17 protein-coding genes are annotated in these 18,349 nt (G+C 61.2%); 7 read left to right on the top strand and 10 right to left on the bottom strand.

Features of this window, described 5'->3' with window-relative positions; all coding sequences use genetic code 11:
• Positions 1–4: 4 nt before the first annotated feature.
• Genes BN1800_RS04115 through BN1800_RS04100 form a run of 4 tightly spaced genes read right to left on the bottom strand, consistent with a single transcriptional unit; the run spans position 5 to position 4,791 of the window.
• On the bottom strand, positions 5–1,663 hold the full coding sequence (locus BN1800_RS04115; RefSeq protein ID WP_086994726.1) for a thiamine pyrophosphate-binding protein: 1,659 nt from the start codon (positions 1,661–1,663) through the stop codon (positions 5–7).
• The gene (caiB, locus tag BN1800_RS04110; RefSeq protein ID WP_086994723.1) at positions 1,660–2,874 is read right to left on the bottom strand and encodes a succinate--glutarate CoA-transferase; all 1,215 of its coding nucleotides are present in this window, start codon (positions 2,872–2,874) and stop codon (positions 1,660–1,662) included. The genes BN1800_RS04115 and caiB overlap by 4 nt, the downstream gene beginning before the upstream one ends.
• Positions 2,875–2,892: 18 nt before the next feature.
• Positions 2,893–3,846, bottom strand: a complete 954-nt coding sequence (locus tag BN1800_RS04105; RefSeq protein ID WP_086994719.1) for a DMT family transporter — start codon at positions 3,844–3,846, stop codon at positions 2,893–2,895.
• A 15-nt stretch (positions 3,847–3,861) separates the two neighbouring features.
• Positions 3,862–4,791 (bottom strand): alpha/beta fold hydrolase, encoded by a 930-nt coding sequence (locus BN1800_RS04100; protein WP_086994716.1) that lies wholly within the window; start codon positions 4,789–4,791, stop codon positions 3,862–3,864.
• 150 nt (positions 4,792–4,941) lie between these two features.
• On the opposite strand from BN1800_RS04100, the gene BN1800_RS04095 reads away from it, so the two are divergent.
• The 6 genes from BN1800_RS04095 (at position 4,942) to metF (ending at position 10,396) form a co-directional block, all read left to right on the top strand.
• Positions 4,942–5,682: a ribonuclease T2 family protein gene (locus BN1800_RS04095; protein WP_086994714.1), complete on the top strand. Its 741-nt coding sequence runs from the start codon at positions 4,942–4,944 to the stop codon at positions 5,680–5,682.
• A gap of 64 nt (positions 5,683–5,746) precedes the next feature.
• Complete coding sequence (locus BN1800_RS41245; protein WP_179213747.1) at positions 5,747–6,061, top strand: class I SAM-dependent methyltransferase; 315 nt, start codon at positions 5,747–5,749, stop codon at positions 6,059–6,061.
• Positions 6,062–6,097: 36 nt separating this feature from the next.
• Positions 6,098–6,511, top strand: coding sequence for a class I SAM-dependent methyltransferase (locus BN1800_RS04085; RefSeq protein WP_086994708.1), 414 nt, complete (start codon positions 6,098–6,100; stop codon positions 6,509–6,511).
• Between the two features lie 151 nt (positions 6,512–6,662).
• Entirely contained in the window at positions 6,663–8,312 is a 1,650-nt protein-coding gene (gene ettA / locus BN1800_RS04080) for an energy-dependent translational throttle protein EttA (protein ID WP_086994705.1), read from the top strand.
• A 163-nt stretch (positions 8,313–8,475) separates the two neighbouring features.
• Positions 8,476–9,492, top strand: coding sequence for an ArsR/SmtB family transcription factor (locus BN1800_RS04075; protein ID WP_086994977.1), 1,017 nt, complete (start codon positions 8,476–8,478; stop codon positions 9,490–9,492).
• A 1-nt stretch (position 9,493) separates the two neighbouring features.
• Positions 9,494–10,396 carry a methylenetetrahydrofolate reductase [NAD(P)H] gene (metF, locus tag BN1800_RS04070; RefSeq protein WP_027508712.1) on the top strand — a complete coding sequence of 301 codons (903 nt, stop codon included), beginning with the start codon at positions 9,494–9,496 and terminating at the stop codon, positions 10,394–10,396.
• A gap of 516 nt (positions 10,397–10,912) precedes the next feature.
• On the opposite strand, the gene BN1800_RS04065 is transcribed toward metF, so the two are convergent.
• From BN1800_RS04065 to BN1800_RS04050, 4 genes are all read right to left on the bottom strand, one after another.
• Positions 10,913–12,166 (bottom strand): lytic murein transglycosylase, encoded by a 1,254-nt coding sequence (locus BN1800_RS04065; RefSeq protein ID WP_086994702.1) that lies wholly within the window; start codon positions 12,164–12,166, stop codon positions 10,913–10,915.
• A gap of 80 nt (positions 12,167–12,246) precedes the next feature.
• Positions 12,247–13,044, bottom strand: a complete 798-nt coding sequence (locus BN1800_RS04060; protein ID WP_027508714.1) for a glycoside hydrolase family 25 protein — start codon at positions 13,042–13,044, stop codon at positions 12,247–12,249.
• Between the two features lie 125 nt (positions 13,045–13,169).
• A complete protein-coding gene (locus BN1800_RS04055; RefSeq protein WP_425298962.1) occupies positions 13,170–13,790 on the bottom strand; it encodes a class I SAM-dependent methyltransferase in 621 nt (206 codons plus the stop codon).
• Between the two features lie 50 nt (positions 13,791–13,840).
• Positions 13,841–15,085: a BtaA family protein gene (locus tag BN1800_RS04050; RefSeq protein WP_086994697.1), complete on the bottom strand. Its 1,245-nt coding sequence runs from the start codon at positions 15,083–15,085 to the stop codon at positions 13,841–13,843.
• 178 nt (positions 15,086–15,263) lie between these two features.
• Here BN1800_RS04050 and BN1800_RS04045 point away from each other — a divergent pair, with 178 nt between their 5' ends.
• Positions 15,264–16,643 carry a serine hydrolase domain-containing protein gene (locus BN1800_RS04045; protein WP_086994693.1) on the top strand — a complete coding sequence of 460 codons (1,380 nt, stop codon included), beginning with the start codon at positions 15,264–15,266 and terminating at the stop codon, positions 16,641–16,643.
• 3 nt (positions 16,644–16,646) lie between these two features.
• Here BN1800_RS04045 and BN1800_RS04040 read toward each other — a convergent pair whose 3' ends face one another.
• Positions 16,647–17,588 carry a lytic transglycosylase domain-containing protein gene (locus BN1800_RS04040; RefSeq protein ID WP_086994690.1) on the bottom strand — a complete coding sequence of 314 codons (942 nt, stop codon included), beginning with the start codon at positions 17,586–17,588 and terminating at the stop codon, positions 16,647–16,649.
• Positions 17,589–17,702: 114 nt separating this feature from the next.
• Positions 17,703–18,338, bottom strand: a complete 636-nt coding sequence (locus BN1800_RS04035) for a LysE family translocator (RefSeq protein ID WP_027508719.1) — start codon at positions 18,336–18,338, stop codon at positions 17,703–17,705.
• Positions 18,339–18,349 lie beyond the last annotated feature (11 nt).

Raw genomic sequence — 18,349 nt, 5'->3', positions numbered from 1 at the left:
TCGCTCACCGGCTTTTTGTTTGGGCGATTTCGGAGAGCGTGCGCGTCGGTGTGATCGCCTCCGGATCGAGTTTCACCTCGATGATCGACGGCTTGCCGCTGGCGCGGGCGCGCTCGAAGGCGGGCGCGAAGTCCTCGGTTTTCTCCACCGTTTCGCCATGGCCGCCGTAGGCACGGGCAAGAGCCGCGAAATCCGGATTGGTGAGATCCGTACCGCTGACACGGCCGGGATAGTCACGTTCCTGGTGCATGCGGATCGTGCCATAGATGCCGTTGTTGATGACGAGGGCGATGATCGGAAGATTGTAGCGAACTGCGGTGGCGAACTCCTGCCCGTGCATCAGGAAGCAGCCGTCACCGGCAAAGCAGATGACTTCGCGCTCCGGAAAAAGCCGCCTGGCGGCAACGGCGGCGGGCAATCCGTAACCCATCGAGCCGGATGTGGGTGCTGCCTGCGTATTGAACTGCCGGAAGCGATGGAAGCGGTGCAGCCAGGTGGCATAGTTGCCGGCACCGTTGGTGAAGATCGTGTCGGCCTTCGTGTTGCCCTCGATCCATTCCATGATCGGCCCCATGTGCACGGCTCCGGGGCCTGTCCGCGGCGGCTTCGACCAGTCAAGATAGGCTTGGTGCATGCGTTCCGTCCGCTCGGCCCAGCGCGGTTCGGTAGGCGCTTCGAGATCGGCAAGGGCGGCGACGAAGTCCTGCGGCGATGCGCAGATCGCAAGATCCGGGCGGTAGATGCGGCCGAGCTCGGACGGGTCGGGATAGATATGGACGAGCGATTGTGCCGGGTAGGGGACGTCGATCAGCGTATAGCCTGACGACGGCATTTCCGACATCCGGCCGCCCAGCAAAATCAGCAGGTCGCTCTCTTTGATCTCTTTCGCCAGTGCCGGATTGATGCCGATGCCGACATCGCCGGCATAGCCTGCCTGCAGGTGGTCGAAGAGCATCTGGCGGCGGAAGGAGCATCCGACCGGCAGCTTGAAGCGCTCGGCAAAGATGCGGAAATCGGCAACGGCATCCGCATCCCAGCGTGTGCCGCCGAGAATGACCATCGGACGCTCGGCCTTCAGGAGCCGCATGTAGAAATCGTCGACCTGACGGCGTCCGGGATGAGCCGGAACGCGGGCATAAGGCTTTGCGCGCGGCGCTTCCACTTCATCACGCAACATGTCCTCGGGCAGTGACAGCACGACAGGCCCGGGCCTGCCAGAGGTGGCAACGGCAAAGGCGCGGGTGACGAATTCGGGAATGCGCGCCGCATCGTCGATTTCGCCGACCCATTTGGCATATTCTGTCAGCGCGCGCCGGAACTCCACTTCCTGGAAGGCCTCGCGCTCGCGGGCATCGCGCTGGACCTGGCCGATGAAGAGGATCATCGGGATCGAATCCTGTCTGGCGATATGCAGGCCCGCCGAAGCATTCGTCGCGCCAGGGCCGCGGGTAACCATGCAGATGCCGGGCTCGCCGGTGAGCCTGCCCCAGCAATCGGCCATCATCGCGGCGCCGCCTTCCTGACGGCAGACGATCACCTCGATATCGGTGTCATAAAGCGCGTCCAGCACGGCAAGAAAGCTTTCGCCGGGCACACAGGAAAGGCGCTTAACCCCGTTTGCCTTCAGCGCTTCGACAATCAGCTCGCCGCCGGTCTTCTTCATGGTGCCGATTTCCTCTCCCGTTCGGCGCGCTCCAATGCCTCGAGCTCGGCCAGAACCTCTTCCTGATGTTCGCCAAGCCGCGGGCTCGGCCTTTCGTATCGCAGGGGCGTTTCGGAGAGCACGACCGGCGTCCTCACGCCGGGGATCATGGTTCCTGCCGCATCCGGCAGATCGATGCGCAGGCCGCGCGCGACGATCTGCGGATCAGCGAACATCTCTTCGATGGTGTTGATCGCGCCGGCCGGCACTGCGGTTTCTTCGCAGGCTTTCAAGAGATCGGCCTTCTGCCATTTCAGCGTTTCGGTCGATACCAGGCGGCGCACCTCATCGCGGTTGGCGACGCGGGCCCTGTTGGTCGAAAAGCGTTCGTCGCCGGCGATGCCATCGAGGCCGAGGACCGTACAGAGGCGACGGAACTGGCTGTCATTGCCGACGGCGAGGATCAGGTAGCCGTCGGCGCTCGGCACGACCTCATAGGGAGAGATATTCGGATGGGCATTGCCGAGCCGCGTCGGCGCGCGGCCGGAAATCAGGTAGTTCATGTTCTGATTGGCGAGCACGGCGGACTGAACGTCGAGCAGCGCCATATCGACGAGCTGACCTTCACCGGTCTTCAGGGTATGGATGAGGGCGGCCTCGATTGCCGATGCGGCATAGATGCCGGTGAAGATATCGGCGATAGCGACGCCCGCTTTCATCGGCTGGCGATCCGGCTCGCCGGTGATCGACATGAAGCCGGACATGCCTTGGACGATATAGTCATAGCCCGCGAGGCCGGCATAGGGACCGAACTGGCCGAAGCCGGTGATCGAGCAATAGACGAGCTTCGGATTGATCTTGCGAAGGCTTTCGTAGTCGAGCCCGTATTTGACGAGGCCGCCGAGCTTGAAATTCTCGATCAGGACATCGGCCGTTGCTGCAAGGCGCCGCACCAGCGACCGGCCTTCCTCCGTCTTCAGGTCGGCCGTGACCGAGCGCTTGTTGCGATTGGCGGAGTGATAATAGGCGGCCGAAAGGTTTTCGCCGTCCTTACCCTCGACGAAGGGCGGTCCCCATTGCCGCGTATCATCGCCGCCATCCGGATTTTCGACCTTGATGACGTCGGCGCCGAGATCGGCCAGCATCTGACCGGCCCAGGGACCTGCCAGAACGCGGGCGAGCTCGATGACCCTGATGCCGTCAAGCGGCGGCTTCCTGCTTCTGTCCGTCATGTTCCTCCCGAGAACGGATCACGGCGCCCGCGTCGCCTCAGATGTATCGGATACGGGCTTGGATGCAAAGCGGCGCTCGCGCCAGATGATGTAAAGTCCGGATGCGATGATGATGAGAATGCCGAGCCATTTCATGGCATCGGGAAAATCGCCAAAAACCAGCCAAGCGAAGATCGTCGCCGAGACGATCTCGAAATACTGCAGCGGCGCCAAGGTCGAGGCGGGTGCGGAGCGATAGGCATAGACGCCCAGAATGCCGGCGATCGCGGCCGTTACGCCGACGCCGAGGAGCCAGACGAGACCTGTCATGTCCGGCGTCACCGGATCAAACACATCCGAGCCGCTCCCATGCCCGATGAAGAGCAAAATGACGCAGAAAAGAAGGCCCCAAAGGCCCATATGAAATTGCATCGCCCAGGGATCCTCGCGTTGTGCCAGGGCCCTGTTCATCATCGCGGAGATGGCGATGCAGACTGCGCTGACGACCGGCAATAGCGCCACGTAGCCGACCTCCTGGAAGCTTGGCTGGATGATCAATATCGCACCGAAGAAGCCGACGCCGCAGGCGGCGTAGCGGCGCCAGCCGATTGTCTCGCCGAGAAAAATACTGCTTAGTATCGTCAGAATGATGGGTTCGACGAAGAAGATCGCGATCGCGTCTGCAACCGCCATGTATTTCAGTGTCGTGACGAACGAGATCATCGAAATGGTGATGATGGCGCCGCGGATCGCGTGGAAGAGGCTCTGCCGCCACGACAAGTCCGCCAGGTTTTTCCGCCAGAGAACGATCGGAAGCATGCAGAGCGCCTGCACGGCAAAGCGCGCCGCGGTGATTTCCGCGGACGGAATCGTCGTGATCGCAAGCTTGGAAAAAATGTCGATCACCGGCGAGACGAGCACCGAAAGGAACATGAGCAGCAGGCCCATGGTCACGTCGGAGGTGGCATTCTTCATCATCGCGGCACTGCTCATTCCATGGTCCTCTTATCAGGACCTTGCGGTTGCTTCATCGCACCAATCGGCAAAGGCCGAAATCGCCGCTTCGGCGCCGATCTCGTTCAGCGTTTCGTGCCGTTTGTCCTGATATATTTCGGTCGTGATACGGGAGAACCCATGCCGTTTCAAATGGTTTGACAGCCAGGCCACGGCTTTTCCGCCATCGGTCGCCGGATCCTTTCCGCCGCCGACGAGGTGGATCGGCAGATCCTTTCGCAGTCTGTCGAGATGCCGCTTCTGCGGCGCGCGGAAGGTGAGCTCGAAGATATCGAGCCAGAGCGAGACGGAAGCATCGAAGCCGCAGAGCGGATCGGCGATATATTTGTCGACTTCGGCCGGATCGCGGGAGAGCCAATCGAATTCCGTCCGATGGCCGGGGATGGACTTGCCCCAGGCACTGAAGGTGAGTTTAGGCAGCATGCCACTCGGAACGTCGGAACCCTTCAGGGCTTTTTCGACAAGCAGGATGGCTTGCACGGCGCGGCCTGCGAGACCGACCGCGAAATTCGAGTTCCACACGGCAACGGCGTCGAACTTCTCCGGATAGGTCACGGCAGCGTTGAGCGCAATCAGGCCGCCCATGGAATGGCCGAAGAGGATCACCGGGAGATTCGGGTGGAGCTCTGCCGCAGAGTCCCGCATGGCCACGATGTCGGCGAGGACTTGCTGCACACCATTGCGGGGGGCGAACTGCCCGATCGGTGCGCCCTTAGCCACCGTCTCGCCATGGCCGCGGTGGTCGTGGGCATAGACATGATAGCCGCGTGCAGCCATCGCCTTGGCGAAGCGTGCGTAGCGCTTCGAATGTTCGGCAAGTCCGTGGGAGATCAACAGCACGCCACGCGAGCCGCCGCCGGCTGTCTCATGATGAAAGGCGAGCGTTGCCTCCGGCGTCTTAAGCCATTGTGTTTGCGAAAACATTGCTTTCCTCCCGCTGCAACAGAGCAGATCGAGGGCCAAATGCAACATCCCGGCACATGTTTGCAGCAAAATTTCTTACGATTCAGGGTTGCAGAGTTTTGGCCTCCGTGTTTATTTGTTCCGGAATTGTTCCGTCTGCGGGGAGTGGCGATGAGCAGGGTGTTTCTGCGCTTGATGGCGTTTGTTCTGTCGATGATTCTGGCTGGCTTTGCGGTTGCGCAGGAACGGGAAGGGCGGACTCACTTCATCCTTGCTGCAAGCTGGCAGCCGGCATTCTGCCAGACAAACCAGAAAAAGCCGGAATGCAGCAGCCAGACGAGGGAGCGTTTCGACGCGACGAATTTCTCGCTGCACGGCCTCTGGCCGCTGCGCCAGAACTACTGCGGTGTGCCGAAGGACTTGCAGGCAGCCGACAAGGACGGCGATTGGCAGAAGCTGCCGGAGGTCAATCTGACGGCCGAGAACGCGTCGGCCCTTGCAAAAGCCATGCCCGGAACGCAATCCGGTCTCGAACGTCACGAATGGACGAAGCACGGCACCTGCACGAAGATGAGCGCCGACGATTATTTCGGCGCGGCGATCCGCCTGATGGGTGACCTGAACGGCTCTGCCGTGCGCGACCTCTTTGCGGCGAATGTCGGTAAGACGGTCAAGGCTGATCAGATCAAGGCGGCTTTCGACAAGAGCTTCGGGGCTGGCGCCGGCGAGCGCGTGAAGATGAGCTGCCGCCGTGCAGGCGGCATCCGTGTGATCAGTGAGCTGACGATCGGCCTGTCGGAGGATGCGGGCTCGGCCGCCGGTGCCGGTGCGGGGCTTGCGAAACTCATCCAAAGCGCCGGCCGCACCTCCTTCGGCTGCGATGAAGGCGTTGTCGACGCTGCGGGCTTCTGAAGGTTTGTCGGCACGGCCGGGAAACTGGAGAACCGGCATACTTTCCGCGCAGGGTGGGAGAACAATGCGGCTGGACGACTTCGGAAGCGTCGGGGACGCCTATCAAAGATACTCGGATGGGATACGCGGCAGAATACGTCACGAGCTGGTGTTCGAAGTCGTGGCCAGCCTTGCGCCTGCCGGCGGAACAATTCTGGATATGGGGTGTGGCGATGGCGAGATATCCGCGCGCCTATCCGAAGCAGGCTTTGGAGTTCTCGGCATTGACGCTTCGCCGGAAATGCTACGCCGGGCAAATTTGCGCAAGGCAGAACTGCCGGAGCAAGTCCGCGACCGCCTCGAGTTTGCGCCGGGCGACATCACCGATTTCGCATCGTAGCATCTGTTCGATGCTGTTTGCTGCCACGGGGTGCTCATGTACTTGGACGACAGCGCCGCTGCCATCCGAAACCTTGCAAATCATGTAACCCGCGGCGGGCTGCTTAGCATCCTGACGAAAAACGCACTCTCCAGCGGTTTTCGGGAAGCGCTGCTTGGAGACTACGCGACGGCGAGGGAATTGATCGAAACCGGCGCGGCGGCCAGCATGGGCAACCTTGGAATCAAGACGCGCGGCGATGATCCTTCGGCGGTTGTTCAGCAGATGGAGGCCTGTGGCTTTGCGGAATGCCAATGGCGGGGAGTCCGCATGTTTTCCGATCATCTTGACGAACCCGGCTTTGACGAGGCGCTCGCTGGCAAGCTCATCGCGCTTGAGCGCGCTGCTTCGTTGCGTGACCCATATCGAGCGATCGCGCGGCTATTTCACGCGACTGGGCGGAAGGCCTGACGAGAGCCGGAGAATCCCTCCGTTCCGTTGCTTTTCGAACGGAACCAAAATCGATTTGCCGTATAGAAAGCCGGTTTCGGCGTTGCCCGGGCGCCGGCTTTCGCCTACATAGCGGCCACGGTTTTCAAGTTTCCGCCCGGAGCAGCATATAATGGCACGTCAGTTCATCTATCACATGGCCGGCCTCAGCAAGGCCTATGGCAACAAGAAGGTATTGGAGAACATCCACCTTTCCTTCTATCCCGACGCCAAGATCGGCATCCTCGGCCCGAACGGCGCCGGTAAGTCGACGGTCCTGCGCATCATGGCCGGCCTCGACAAGGAATATACGGGCGAGGCCTGGCTCGCCGACGGTGCGACACTCGGCTATCTGGCGCAGGAGCCGCAGCTCGATGCTTCGAAGACGGCGCTCGAAAACGTCATGGAAGGAGTCGCTTCGAAGACGGCCATCCTCGACCGCTACAACGAACTGATGATGAACTACTCCGACGAGACGGCCGAGGAGGGCGCCAAGCTCCAGGACATTATCGACAGCCAGAACCTCTGGGACTTGGAAAGCCAGGTCGAGATGGCGATGGACGCGTTGCGCTGCCCGCCGGCCGATGCGGACGTCACGACGCTGTCCGGCGGTGAGCGCCGCCGCGTTGCACTGTGCAAGCTGCTGCTGTCGCAGCCGGACGTGTTGCTGCTCGACGAGCCGACCAACCACCTCGATGCCGAGACAATCGCCTGGCTCGAAAAGCACCTGCGCGAATATCCGGGCGCTGTGCTGATGATCACCCACGACCGCTACTTCCTCGACAACGTCACCGGCTGGATTCTCGAGCTCGACCGCGGTCGCGGCATTCCCTACGAAGGCAACTACTCGGCTTATCTGCAGGCAAAGGCGAAGCGCATGCAGCAGGAAGGCCGCGAAGAAGCCTCCCGTCAGAAGGCGCTTTCCCGCGAGCAGGAATGGATTGCGTCCAGCCCGAAGGCGCGTCAAGCAAAGTCGAAGGCGCGTATCCGCGCCTATGACGACCTGGTTGCGGCAGCCGCCGACCGTCGTCCCGGCGACGCCCAGATCGTCATCCCGGTCGGCGAGCGTCTCGGCCAGGTCGTGATCGAGGCCGAGAACCTTACCAAGGGATATGGCGATACGGTTCTGATCGAGAATCTCACCTTCAAGCTGCCGCCGGGCGGCATCGTCGGTGTCATCGGCCCGAACGGTGCCGGCAAGACGACGCTGTTTCGCATGATCACCGGCCAGGAAAAGCCGGACAGCGGCGAAATCCGAATCGGCGATACCGTCGATCTCGGCTATGTCGACCAGAGCCGCGATGCCCTCAACGGCAGCAAGACCGTCTGGGAGGAAATTTCCGGCGGCAACGACATCATCAAGCTTGGCAAGCACGAAGTGAATTCGCGCGCCTATTGCGGCGCCTTCAACTTCAAGGGCGGCGACCAGCAGCAGAAGGTCGGCACGCTTTCGGGCGGCCAGCGCAACCGCGTCCACCTCGCCAAGATGCTGAAGGCCGGCGGCAACGTCATCCTGCTCGACGAACCGACCAACGACCTCGATACGGAAACGCTGGGAGCTCTTGAGGACGCACTCGAAAACTTCGCCGGCTGCGCCGTTATCATCAGCCACGACCGCATGTTCCTCGACCGCCTGGCAACGCACATCCTCGCTTTCGAAGGCGACAGCCATGTGGAATGGTTCGAGGGGAACTTCGAAGATTATGAGCAGGACAAGATGCGGCGTCTTGGCGTGGATTCTATCAATCCAAGGCGGGTGACCTACAAGCGCCTGACGCGCTGATCTTCTCACGGCCCTTCAGATCAAGAGCCTCGGCAAAGCCGGGGCTTTTTGCATTGTGTGCGGTCGCTTTCAGAGCGGCGAATTTCGTGAATGGAGCGGATTCATGCTTGCCACTCGCGTTCAAATCACATAAAGATATCTTTATATGTTGATTGGGTCGAATATGGCTGAAGCTGTGAGGCTTGGACTGGATGCGCTGGTGGACGTCTTGAAGGCGGCCGGTGAGCCGACGCGTCTGCGGCTTCTCGCGCTGCTTGCCGCCAGTGACCTGACGGTGACCGATCTTACGGAAATTCTCGGCCAATCGCAGCCCCGTATTTCGCGACATCTGAAGCTCCTCGGCGAGGCCGACCTCATCGATCGCTATCAGGAGGGTGCCTGGGCTTATTTCCGGCTGAGGCAGGACGGCAAGGCGGCAGCGCTGGTGCGCGTGCTGCTGGCACATGCCTCCGCGAACGACCCTGTGATCCTGCGCGACGGCGAGCGTCTGTCGGCTGTGAAGCGCCAGCGTGCGGAGCGGGCACAAGCCTATTTCAGCCGCAACGCCGCCGAATGGGATGAGCTTCGGCGTCTGCACGCCGCCGACGAGGAGGTGGATGCCGCTGTCATCAAGCTGCTCGGCACTCAGCCGGTCTACTCGCTGCTCGATCTCGGCACGGGGACCGGGCGCATGCTGGAGCTGCTTTCCGGGCTTTATCGACGGGCGATCGGGGTCGATGCCAGCCGCGACATGCTGAGCGTTGCCCGCGCCAATCTCGACAGAGCGGGCATCACCAAGGCTTCGGTGCGGCATGCCGATATTTTGAACCTGCCGTTCGAGGGGCAGGACTTCGATCTCGTCACCATTCATCAGGTCCTGCATTTCTTCGATCAGCCGGAAATCGCGATCGCCGAGGCGGCGCGGATGCTGGCCCCGGGCGGACGTCTTATGGTCATAGACCTTGCGCCGCACGCGCTCGAATATCTTCGCGACGAGCATGCACATGTCCGCCTCGGTTTCTCGCATCAGTCGGTGACGGACTGGCTGCGCAAGACGGGGCTCGATGTGGAGCAGACCGTCGATCTTCATCCGGGTCAGCAGGGCGAGAAGGGGCTTACGGTCACCATCTGGCTTGCGCGCGATCCGAGGCGCCTCGTTGCATCCGAAAGCGCCGAAACAGTATTGGCCGGGGAGGTATGATATGGCTTTGAACACCGGAGACCGCCGCAATATCGGCATTTCCTTCGAATTCTTCCCGCCGAAGTCGGAGGAGATGGAAGGTCAGCTCTGGAAGGCTGTGGCAGAGTTGCAGGACTGGAGTCCGGATTTCGTTTCGGTGACCTATGGCGCGGGCGGCACCACGAAGGCGCCGACCCTGACGGCCGTCACGCGGTTCCTCAACGAGACGCCGCTTTCGACCGCGTCGCACCTCACCTGCGTGGGCGCCACCAAGGAAGAGACGCATCAGGTGATCGACCATTTCCGCAATGTGGGCGTCAAGCATTTCGTCGCATTGCGCGGCGATGCGCCCGGCGGGGCAGGGGTTCCCTACCAGCCGCATCCGGGCGGCTATGCCAATGCGGCTGAACTCGTGGCCGGTCTCCGCGGCATCGGCGACTTCGAGATTTCGGTGTCCGCCTATCCGGAAAAGCATCCAGAGAGCCGGGACGTGGCGTCCGATATCGACATGCTGAAGCGCAAGGCCGACAACGGCGCGGACCGCGCGCTGACGCAGTTCTTCTTCGACAACGACAATTTCGAGCGCTACCTGGAGAAGGTGCGGGCCGCAGGCGTCAAAATTCCAATCGTGCCCGGCATCATGCCGATCCAGAACCTGACGCAGCTGAAGCGCTTTGCCAGTGCGTGCGGCACGGTGATCCCGGCGTTTCTCGACGAGCGCTTTGCCGGTCTCGACGACAAGGTGGACGAACGGGCAAAGGTTGCCGCGGATGTCGCCGTCGAGCAGATCGAGGATCTCGTTCGCCGCGGCCTGGACGAGTTCCATCTCTATACGATGAATCGTTCGCCGCTGGTTTCGGCAGTGCTCACCAATCTCGGTCTCCGCCGTGAAGGCGCGAAGAGGGTAGCGGGCGCCGCCGCCTGAAACCTGCCAATCGGCATCGAATAAAAAAGCGCATGTCTGGCGGTGACATGCGCTTTTTAATTGGCTGATCTGTTAGCTTTTCAGGAGCTAGGTATTCCAGTCATAGGGCTCGTCGAGCGCTCAAATGAAGAGCATGGACAAGACGAACGCGAACGCTGCACTGACCAACAGGACATTCAAGGATCGTGTGATACCCATGTCTGCCTCCTCGCGTTAACCAGCACATAATATGTCTGAATTGTGTCGCGTGAAAAGCGGATTCTATGCTGCAGCGCAGCGGCGGGCTGTGGATGAGTCGGGGTCCTGTCGACTAACCAATTGGAATTAAGCGCTAAATCACAACGAAATTTTATTCACACATTTTAACGGCACGTTAAACTGGGCGATTGGCCCGTTAACGTTGACGGCTGCATCAAGGCATGGCCGGAAGCTGCTGATATGATGCGGGAAAACGAAAACGCGCTCCGGCAATTTCCGGGGCGCGATCGAAATTGGCAGTCTTCGCGAAATAGCAGATCAGAGCGCGCTCAAGAGGCCGGGCGTCGCCCAGCCGTCGGCCGGCATTCCGAGGCGCTGCTGTTCCTTCTGGATCGCAACGCGGGTGCCGGAGCCCAGGATACCGTCGATCTTGCCGACATCGTGGCCCTTGGACTGCAGCTTGGTCTGCAACTGCTTCATCTGGTCGTTCACGAGGCCTTGTTCCGGCGTCCCCTTGAGGTAGGGCTGGGCGCCGGTAAAGCGGGTGGCGAAATAGGCGGCCGAGGTCGTGTAGATGAACGACTTGTTCCACTCGAGATAGATCTTGAAGTTCGGGTAGGCGATGAAGGCCGGCCCGTGACGGCCCTGCGGGAGAACGAGGTCGCCCTCCAGATTGCCGAAGCTGGTGTTGCCGTCGCGCGGCTGGACACCGAGCGCGAACCATTCGCCCGCCGTCATGGTGCCGCCGAGCCCCGATTTTTCCCAGGGAAGGTTGTCGGGCAGGGTGACCTCCTGCAGCCAGGGCTGACCGCGTTCGAAGCCGAGATGCTGGATGAACTTCGCAGCCGTGAGGATGGCGTCAGCGCCGCTCTCCTTCAGCCGTACATGGCCGTCACCGTCGCCATCCATGCCGTAAGCGACGATATCGCGCGGCAGCATCTGCACCTGGCCGATTTCGCCTGCCCATGCGCCGGTGTTGGCCGCCGGGTCGAGGTCGCCGTGCTGGACCATTTCGATGAGCGCGATCAACTGCGGGCGGAAGAGTTCGGGACGGCGGCAATCATGCGCCAGCGTGACAAGCGCATTGCGCGTGTTGAAGTCGCCCTGAACGGCGCCAAAGTCCGTCTCCATCGCCCAGAAGGCGGTAATGACGCCCGGTGCGACACCATAGTCTCGCTCGGCCCTGGTGAAGACGTCGGAAAACTGCTTCAGCTTCTGGCGGCCGATATCCAGGCGGCCCTGGCTGACGGTACGCTGTGAGAATTCGAGGAAGGTTTGCTTGAAGACGCCCTGCGCACGGTCGCGGCTGAGAACCTTCGGATCGATCTGCGCGCCGGCGAGCGCCTTGTCGGCGGCTTCGGCCGAAGCGCCTGCAGCAACCGCATCGGCCTTCACGCCGGCCAGGAATTCGGCAAGATCGCCGCCGCAGGCCGCGGGAGCAGCCTGAGGCGTTGCGGCGGGTGGAGGGGAGGCCGTCGGAGCCATTGCCTGCTGCTGAGCCAATGCCGTGGTTGCCGCGGTGACTGCAAACAAAAGAGCAAGTGCAGAGCGGCTTGCGAGCGAGCGGTGCATGAGATCGTCCTTATATCCGAAATATGTCCGCTGCTTTCACAGATGAATGTGACGGAAGCAAGAAAGATCGACGGACGTTACTAAGAATTTCTGTCCTTGGAAACGGAAGCCACCCAGTTGGCCCAGTTCTTTGAGGATCCCGCGAAGGCGTTGATGTCGGTTGGCCCTTTGATGCCCGGGATCACGCCGGTCGACGTGTACTGCCAGAAGGCCCAGCGCCTGTCAGCATAGGTGACCTCGGGGTGCTTGGCGACCGAGCGGACCCAGAAGTGGTAGTCCTGGAAATAGCCCTGCAGGTTTTCGCGATGGAAGTCGACCGACGTATAGATGATCGGGCGCTTACCGTAATAGGATTCGAGGCGATCCATGAAGCGCTGCATCTGGGCCCGTACCGTGGCGGGATCGGGCCGGTGACGGCAGGTCGGTGATGCGCCGTTCCACTCGACGTCCAGAACCGGCGGCAGGCGGACCGATTCCCGCGGGACGTTGCGGATGAACCAGTCGGCCTGCTCGTCGGCGGACGAGCAGAAATAATAGAAATGATAGGGCGCATGGGCGATGCCAACGGCGCGGGCGCGCTGCCAATATTCATTGAAGCGCTGGTCGAACCTGTCCTTCCCCTCGGTCGCCTTGATGAAGGCAAAGGCAACGCCGGAAGTCTTCACCGCCTGCCAGTCGATATCGCCCTGCCATTTGGAGATGTCGATGCCGTGAACCTCGCTCCGATGCGGATGCTTCGCCCCGAAATCCTGCGGGTCGGTATCCTTGAAGCGGGTCTTCGGCTTTACGGATGCAGTCTCGAGATAATCATATCCGGACGAGGTACAGCCGGCCAGCATGATGGCCAACGGCAATACACAAAACAAAATCCGGCGCATAAATGTCCCGTCGTGGACCGAATGATCGACTTGCCCCACAGCTTGACCTTCGAAAGACGAGTTTCAGTAGAGGAATCCCCCTCTTTCAACATATCAACGTAAAAATTCGGTTAGTTTCAAGTAAATTATGAAAGCCGCGCGATGATTGCCGCCCGCCAGGCATAGCCGCCGCCGATCGTCTCGAACGACAATCTTGCGTTGTTTTCATGGGCTTGCGCTTCCAGAACATCGCGCAGATCGGCACGCGGCGTGACGTGAAATTTTGCAAGCCATGACTTCAGCATCGCCCTGAACCAGGCCGGCAACCCCTCCTGCTGGCCGAAATCGACAATGTGCAGCTGCCCACCGGGGTTCAATGCGGCGATCGCCGCATCGACGGCGCGTTCCCAATCGGGAATCATCGAGAGCGCATAGGAGATGAGGATGCGGTCGAAGCCGCCGACGCCGAACTCCCGTGGCGTGAAGGCGGTCGCGTCGGCAACGCGAAAATCGGCAACAGCGGCCTTTGTGGCGAATGTCTTGCGCGCCGAAATCAGCATTTCCTGCGAAATGTCGAGGCCATAGAGTTTGGCGCCGGGAAACAGCCGATGCGCGAGCGCCAGATTTCGGCCCGTCCCGCAGCCGACTTCGAGCAGCGTGCCGCCTTGCGGTACGTCCAGATTGCGTATCGTGCGGTCGCGGCCGAGCAGGTAGTACTTGCGCGTCAGATCGTAGATGTGTCGCTGATAGCGGTACATGCCGTCCATGAGATCGGCATGCTTTTCGGCTTTCTGGTCCACGACGGTGCGGATTTCGGTCACGCCTTCTTCCCGTAGATGTGGAAGCCGCCATAGATGGCCGAACGGTCGAGCGCAGTCATATCACGGGACTTGTCTTCGGAGTATTCCCACTGATTGCGGACCGCAGGTGAAAGACGGCCCTCGATGACGCTCTTTTCGGCCGCCGTGCGGAAGATGACGCGGGCGCCGGGGCGGGCGGTGCGGGTAATTTCCGCCCAGAGATCGTTCAGCTGTTGATCGGTCATCCAGTCCTGCGCGTCGAGCAGAATATAGCGGTCGCGGGAGGCGGCCGGTTCCTTGGCGAGAAGCTCGGTGAAGCTTGCGTGATGGACGTTGACACGATCGACATTGGCGCGGATCACCTCGTAGTGCTCCGGCTTCAGATAGGTCGGCAGCGGGCCTTCGTCATCCGAGGCGTAGCGGCGGGCGAAGGCTTGCCAGGCGAAATAGTTTTCGCGCATCGGAAAATGGCAGGCGAGCTTCTCGAGGCGATGTTTCAGCACCGGTGCGATCGACTGATCGGCGGCCAGGCTGGCAAGCTCGTCATATTGCTGCGGCGGAATGCCGAGACCGAAGAGCGAGCTCTTGCGCCCGGTAATCCAGCGCACCACCGGCTTTTCGAAGAGTGGCGCAACCTGCTCCTCGAAGAACTGGCGCTGCTCGCGGATCGAGCGGGTCTTCGTCATCTGCTTGAGATCGACGCCGTGCAGGCGAGCGAGCAGATGGGCCGCGCCGATAAAGCGGCCAAGCAGGCCGGTCTCATAGATATTGCGGTCGAAGACGGTGACGCGGCGGCGGCCGAACTTGCGGCCGTTCCAATAGGTGCGGGATGCTTCATCGAGCTTGGGCGACAGGAAGTGGTCGAAGGCCTGGCTGTTCGAGCGCTCGTTGGGCATGGCGAGGAAGCGAACGAGGTCGGTGTGGCGGGGAAGATGCTTGAAGGCGGCAAGCTTCAGGCGGTTCAGCGCGATATGATGGGGGTTGAGATCGACCACGTCGATGGAGGCTGGCGCCTTGGAGAGGTAGGCGAGCATGTTGCAGCCACCAGATCCGATCGTGACGATGCGGTGATGCGGCTGCAGTTCCATCGCCTGCATGTCGAGATCCGGGTCTTCCCAAATCTGCGGATAGACAAGGCCGGAAAAGAGCAGGCTGAAAAGCCGTTCCGAAAACCCGTCCTTGGAGAATGCCTTGTGGCGGAGAAGAGCGTCCTTGAGTTTCCGGTTCTTGCGGAAGCCGGTATCCGGTGCAAATTCCGTCATATGAGTCTGTCACCCTTTTAGCGTTCAGGGCGTGTAGCGCGTCCCTGCTACAGTTTGATGACGCAGACTGTGGGTATCGCTGTCCACAGGAATTGCCCGAGACGAAACGGCACTCGCGTCATTGTGCTCTTTTTTGTGAAGAGATTTCCTGCTTCTCTCCGTTCGTGGAGGGAATGACATGCGATCTGTTCTGCGTATCCTGAAGGCACTTGCCACGGCTTCCGCCGTCATCGTCATCGGAGGCGGGGCCTGGCTTTCCGTCAGTCCGCCGCAGCTGTTGCGCGTGGGCGACGGATATGCGGCGAAGATCGTCTGCTCGAACGTCTTTCTGGCGGGGCGCGATCCGCAGGCGGTGCTCCATAACGATGTGCAGGCGCCGGGAAATCCGCTGTTGCGGTTGGTGCGCGTTTCGGTTGACCGGGAACGAGGGCATGTGACGGCACGCATCCTGGGGCTCTTCGCACCAGGATATGCGCTCTATCGCGGGGCACTTGGGTGCACGAGCGTGCCGGATGGCGATTTCGAGGCGGCCGCCAATGCCGCACCTTCCGATCCGCTGCCGTCTGTTCAGGTAAAAGCGGAACTATGGCCGGACGGCGAAAGTGTCACCGCCGCCAACGACGGAGAGCTTGCATCGCTGCTGGCAGATGAGGTGCTGGCCGGTCCGCAAATGCGGGCGATGATCGTCGTCCACAACGGCCGGATCGTCGCGGAGCGCTACGGGGAAGGGTTCGATGCGAAGACGCCGCTGCTCGGCTGGTCGATGACCAAGACGGTCAATGCTGCGCTTGTCGGGCGTGCCATGCTCGACGGGAAGGTCGATTTCGACACGGCCAGCCTCTTGCCGCAGTGGAAGGATGACGAGCGGTCTCGGATCAAACTCCGCGATCTACTGGGCATGGAAAGCGGCCTCGCTTTCAACGAGAATTACGGCGATGTCGCGGATGTGACGCGCATGCTCTATCTCGATCCCGATATGGTTGCGCTGCCCGCCAACGCGCCGTTCGAGGCGAATCCCGGCGAACGTTTCCGTTATTCGAGCGGCACGGCGGTCCTATTATCGCGGATCTGGATGGACGGGGTGGGCGACCAGAAAAAGGCCTTCGCCTATCCGGGGGACGCGCTTTTCAGGCCGCTCGGCATGTCGAGCGCGGTGCTGGAGGCCGATGCCCGTGGAACCTTTGTGGGGAGTTCCTACCTCTACGCGACGGCACGCGACTGGGCGCGTTTTGGACAGTTCCTGCTCCAGGATGGGGTCTGGAACGGCGAGCGGCTGTTGCCGGACGGATTTGTCAGGGCGATGCGCACGCCAACGCAATCGTCCGGCGGCAAATATACGCAAGGCCAGGCATGGCTCGCAGCGCCCGGCGGAGATACGAGCGCCGAATCGGGGCTGCCGGAAGATACGTTCTGGCTGGAAGGGCACGACGGGCAAAGCATGGCGATCGTGCCGTCCGCCAACCTGGTCTTCGTCCGCATGGGCTTGACGCCCGGCCGCCTCGGCTACAAGCCGCAGGTGGTGCTGAAGGAGCTGCTGGCCGCGCTGTCCGCCAATTGAAACTCAGTAATTGCCGTGGGCGATATCGGCCATGCCCTTGCGCTTGGCGTCGTAGTAATAGCCGCGCGCATAGAGCTTTACGGCATCTTCTTCCTTGTTGTCGGAAACAAGCCAGGCGCCGCGCAGATATTTCGCGGCATATTTGATGTTGGTCTCGGCGTCGAGAAGGCCGGCGGGCGCGCCGTCATAGCCCATTGATTTGGCCGTGTTGTACTTGATCTGCATCAGGCCGAAATAGCCGCGCTTGTTGTAAGCCTTCGAATTGTAACGGCTTTCTCTGCGAACGACGCGGTGGATCAGTGTTTCGGGAACTTCGTAGAGCTTCGAATATTTGCTGATTAGCTTGCTGATGAAGCTCTTTTCCGCGGTCGGAGCGGTGTCGACGTCGCTATCGCTGAACATCGGCGGTGCGGCCGGCGGATCCATCGGTCCGGATTCGTCGAAGGTGAAATCCGACATCGAACGCTGCGTGGCACCGACGGAAGCGATAGCGGCCAGGGCGCCGCTTTGCGGGGTCGTCGCTGCGAAGGCAAGCTGTGTCGATGGCGATGCCGCAGTTGCCGGACGCGGGGTCGGCACGACCGACTGGATCGCTGTCATTTCCGGCGTCAGCGGGATCTGCGTTGCGCCGGCGGCCATTGCCTGCTGCATGGCAGGATCGGCGGACGTTGCCGTCGCCGGCATTGCCGTTGCGGCGGCGGTAAGAGCGGGCGTTGCTTGCGGATTAGAAGCTGCGAATGCGGTTTCGGACTGGCCGGCGCCTTCGGCGGCCGGAACGGCAGCCATCATGGCATTTTCGCCCGGTTTCGGCGTTGGAACGACGGTTTGTACTGCGGTCAATTCCGCCTGTGAGGTGTACTCAACGGTCGAGCATCCGGCGATAGCGCAGACCACTGTCGTCGCGACAAGGCCGCGTTTCAGGCCGGAAAATCCGTTCGCTACCATTCGGTCACTTTCGTGGATGGCGCCGCCCTGGCAGCGTTTAGAAAATTATTGAAACCCTGAACCCTGATTTGCCATTAACCTATTCGCTGTTGCGCGGCAACCCGGCGAAAATCGTCAAGCGGCGATACGGCGATAACCGGCCGTCACGGCACCTGCAGCGATGAGCAACGTGCCACCAGTACGGTTGACGGCGCGCTGTACGCTGGCCTTTCGGATGAGTCCGCGCGCGGCATTTGCAAGAAGGGCGTAGCTCGACGCATTGATGGCCGCGAGGACGAGGAAGGTCAGTTCCATGATGACCATCTGCTCGAAAAAAGGCTTCGCGGGATTGAGGAACTGCGGAACGAAGGCGACGAAGAAGACGATGCTCTTCGGATTAAGCGCCGTCACGATATAGGCGTGCAGGAAGATCTTCAGCGACTTCTTTTCCGGCAGGTTGTCGTTGTCGGCAACCGGCTCGGTGATGAGGGGGGCGCGCCAGAGCTTGATGCCGAGCCAGATGAGATAGGCGCCGCCGACCCACTTCAATACTGTGAAGAGCATTGCCGATGCGGCCAGAACCGCGCCCAAGCCGAAGAGGGAAGCCGTCATCGCCGTGAAATCGCCGAGCGCCACGCCGCTCACCGTCGCTAGCGCCGTCTTTCGCCCATGTCCCAGCGCATAGGAGACGACGAGGAGAATCGTCGGCCCCGGAATGGCAAGCATGATGGCGGATGCGGCGGCAAAAGCGAGCCAGGCTTCGAGCGACATGGAATCTCCTC

It is taken from the genome of Rhizobium sullae, from assembly GCF_900169785.1.
Lineage (GTDB): Bacteria > Pseudomonadota > Alphaproteobacteria > Rhizobiales > Rhizobiaceae > Rhizobium > Rhizobium sullae.
This window is presented reverse-complemented; position numbering and strand designations above follow the sequence as displayed.

Coding starts and splice junctions, on each gene's coding strand:
- BN1800_RS04115 (WP_086994726.1), bottom strand. CDS start 1,663: ATGAAGAAGACCGGCGGCGAGCTGATTGTCGAAGCGCTGAAGGCAAAC.
- caiB (WP_086994723.1), bottom strand. CDS start 2,874: ATGACGGACAGAAGCAGGAAGCCGCCGCTTGACGGCATCAGGGTCATC.
- BN1800_RS04105 (WP_086994719.1), bottom strand. CDS start 3,846: ATGAGCAGTGCCGCGATGATGAAGAATGCCACCTCCGACGTGACCATG.
- BN1800_RS04100 (WP_086994716.1), bottom strand. CDS start 4,791: ATGTTTTCGCAAACACAATGGCTTAAGACGCCGGAGGCAACGCTCGCC.
- BN1800_RS04095 (WP_086994714.1), top strand. CDS start 4,942: ATGAGCAGGGTGTTTCTGCGCTTGATGGCGTTTGTTCTGTCGATGATT.
- BN1800_RS41245 (WP_179213747.1), top strand. CDS start 5,747: ATGCGGCTGGACGACTTCGGAAGCGTCGGGGACGCCTATCAAAGATAC.
- BN1800_RS04085 (WP_086994708.1), top strand. CDS start 6,098: ATGTACTTGGACGACAGCGCCGCTGCCATCCGAAACCTTGCAAATCAT.
- ettA (WP_086994705.1), top strand. CDS start 6,663: ATGGCACGTCAGTTCATCTATCACATGGCCGGCCTCAGCAAGGCCTAT.
- BN1800_RS04075 (WP_086994977.1), top strand. CDS start 8,476: ATGGCTGAAGCTGTGAGGCTTGGACTGGATGCGCTGGTGGACGTCTTG.
- metF (WP_027508712.1), top strand. CDS start 9,494: ATGGCTTTGAACACCGGAGACCGCCGCAATATCGGCATTTCCTTCGAA.
- BN1800_RS04065 (WP_086994702.1), bottom strand. CDS start 12,166: ATGCACCGCTCGCTCGCAAGCCGCTCTGCACTTGCTCTTTTGTTTGCA.
- BN1800_RS04060 (WP_027508714.1), bottom strand. CDS start 13,044: ATGCGCCGGATTTTGTTTTGTGTATTGCCGTTGGCCATCATGCTGGCC.
- BN1800_RS04055 (WP_425298962.1), bottom strand. CDS start 13,790: ATGGACGGCATGTACCGCTATCAGCGACACATCTACGATCTGACGCGC.
- BN1800_RS04050 (WP_086994697.1), bottom strand. CDS start 15,085: ATGACGGAATTTGCACCGGATACCGGCTTCCGCAAGAACCGGAAACTC.
- BN1800_RS04045 (WP_086994693.1), top strand. CDS start 15,264: ATGCGATCTGTTCTGCGTATCCTGAAGGCACTTGCCACGGCTTCCGCC.
- BN1800_RS04040 (WP_086994690.1), bottom strand. CDS start 17,588: ATGGTAGCGAACGGATTTTCCGGCCTGAAACGCGGCCTTGTCGCGACG.
- BN1800_RS04035 (WP_027508719.1), bottom strand. CDS start 18,338: ATGTCGCTCGAAGCCTGGCTCGCTTTTGCCGCCGCATCCGCCATCATG.